Source organism: Roseburia amylophila, from assembly GCF_025567465.1.
Taxonomy (GTDB): domain Bacteria; phylum Bacillota; class Clostridia; order Lachnospirales; family Lachnospiraceae; genus Roseburia_C; species Roseburia_C amylophila.
In genome coordinates this window covers 1-2236 of record NZ_JAOQKI010000037.1, presented here as the reverse complement: position 1 = coordinate 2236, position 2236 = coordinate 1, and the positions used below count along the sequence as shown (strand labels likewise).

The following is a 2236-nucleotide window of genomic DNA, read 5'->3' as shown; positions in this document are numbered from 1 at the left end:
AGTTAGTAGCATAATTAATTATACCAAAAAAACGCTCAGACCTCACGGTCTGGGCGATTTTTTTCTAGGGGAGTTTTTTTACAGCCCCTTTTATTTTTCTTTATCCGCTCTATCTTTTTCTTCCCGCAAAAGCTCCGCTTCCTGTGCTGCCTTTGCCTCTAGAATTGCTTCGTTCAAGGATAACATCTTTGCATCCAGCATAGAAACAATTTCTGCACACTCCCGTAAATCTTTACTGATATATTCCGGTGCATTTCCTTCGAATTTGTAATATATCTTATGTTCAAGACTCGCCCAGAAGTCCATGGCAATGGTCCGTATCTGAATCTCAACCTTTGTATCCACTACACGGTCTGATAAGAAAATCGGCACCGTAACCAACATATGATAACTCTTATAGCCGCTTTCCTTCGGATGCTTGATATAATCCTTTACCGATACCACGGTAAGGTCATTCTGTTTTCCAATCATCTCTGCCATACGATAAATATCAGAGGTAAAGGAACATACAATACGGATTCCTGCAATGTCATTTACATAATTGACCATATTATCAATGGTACTCTCGTAACCATATCGTTTCAGCTTCTTTACGATACTCTCCGGCGTCTTAATCCGCCGCTTTATATATTCTATCGGATTGTACTGATGTACATGCTGAAATTCATCATTTAATATTTCAAGCTTGGTTCCAACTTCTTTTAATGCAGAATTATAAAGAAAGATTATGGTATTCCAACCATCTACACCTTCTGTCACTTCAATTGGTGATTCCATTTTCTACTCCTCCATGCATCTACTGCGGAAAATAACCTTTTTATATTTCCGGGATTTTCCTCATAAGTTATAATATATGCAATAACAATCTAATTTTAGTATAGCACATCTTTGTATAATATGCTTGTTATTAGTTAAATTTTTATCAATTTTTAATAATTATGCACAAGAGGTATTGCTTTTGTTTTCTTATGGTATAACTTTTATCTATATTTTCTTAAATCTTTCTTATAAATCAAGCTTCAAATCATTTTCTTTGATCCAGCCAATCTTACGGAAGAACAGACCGAATGCCCAGGTTAAAACACCCGGTAAAATGAAGCATACTAACAGCATTCCAATCCAGTCCATTGGTGTAATGGCTGCCTTGGCACCGGATGCAATATCATTAATCCAGCCGGTATAAATACCAATCTGACCAACCAGTCCACAGGTTCCCATTCCGGATGCTACAGCTGCACCGTTCATCTGAAGATGGAATACGCAGGTTGCTATTGGGCCTGTTATGGCGGAGCTTAAAATTGCCGGAAGCCAGATTCTTGGATTCCGCACGATATTTCCCATCTGTAACATGGAAGTTCCGATTCCCTGTGCGAAAAGTCCACCCCATTTATTTTCCCGGAAGCTCAGTACTGCAAAACCTACCATGTTGGCACAGCATCCTGCTACTGCAGCTCCTCCTGCCAGTCCGGTCAGTCCCAAAGCTGCACAGATTGCAGCACTGCTGATTGGCAGCGTCAGTGCGATACCTACAATTACAGAGACTAAAATTCCCATAAAGAACGGCTGCAATTCGGTTGCCCACATAATGGCATTTCCTACTGCACTGGCTGCGGCTCCGATTGCCGGTGCCCACCAGATGGATAAGCCTGCTCCGATGAAAATGGTTACAAACGGAGTAACGATAATATCAATTTTAGTTTCTTTGGATACTGCTTTACCGAATTCGGCTGCAAAGATGGTGACAATCAATACTGCCAGCGGACCGCCTGCTCCACCCAGGGTATTTGCGGCCACACCGACGGCTGCCAGTGAAAAAAGCACCAGTGGTGGACACTGCAAAGCAAAACCAATGGAGATTGCCATTGCCGGACCGGTTGCTGCTTTGGCATATCCACCGATGTCCACCAGAAGCTGGATGCCAGCCTGCTCACCAATTGTACTAATAATTGTTCCAATTAAAAGAGAAGCAAAAAGACCTTGTGCCATTGCACCTAAGGCATCAATGCCATATCTTTTTGCTGAGATAATAATATTTTTGCGTTTTAAGAACGCTTTTATCTTTTCCATTTTTCTTCCTCCTTGACTTCAGCTGTCTTGTCAGTTGTCTTGTCAGTCAAGGAGTAGTTTACCATATCGAGAAAAAAAGTCAAGCTGTTTGAGGTGACCCCTCAAAGTTAGACTTTTACGAGGCGACTTCGGTCGTCTCGTTTTTCTTTATGCAGCTAAAAGATGGAGC

General features: G+C 41.4%; 2 protein-coding genes. Both read right to left on the bottom strand.

Going from position 1 to position 2236, the window contains the following annotated elements; all coding sequences use genetic code 11:
- Positions 1-90: 90 nt before the first annotated feature.
- Positions 91-777 carry a GTP pyrophosphokinase gene (locus tag OCV43_RS13790; RefSeq protein ID WP_227700394.1) on the bottom strand — a complete coding sequence of 229 codons (687 nt, stop codon included), beginning with the start codon at positions 775-777 and terminating at the stop codon, positions 91-93.
- Between the two features lie 228 nt (positions 778-1005).
- A complete protein-coding gene (locus OCV43_RS13785; protein ID WP_022242311.1) occupies positions 1006-2067 on the bottom strand; it encodes a PTS sugar transporter subunit IIC in 1062 nt (353 codons plus the stop codon).
- Between the last annotated feature and the right edge of the window lie 169 nt (positions 2068-2236).

Excerpts from the sequence above, each read along its gene's own strand:
- OCV43_RS13790 (WP_227700394.1), bottom strand. The coding sequence starts at position 777 with ATGGAATCACCAATTGAAGTGACAGAAGGTGTAGATGGTTGGAATACC.
- OCV43_RS13785 (WP_022242311.1), bottom strand. The coding sequence starts at position 2,067 with ATGGAAAAGATAAAAGCGTTCTTAAAACGCAAAAATATTATTATCTCA.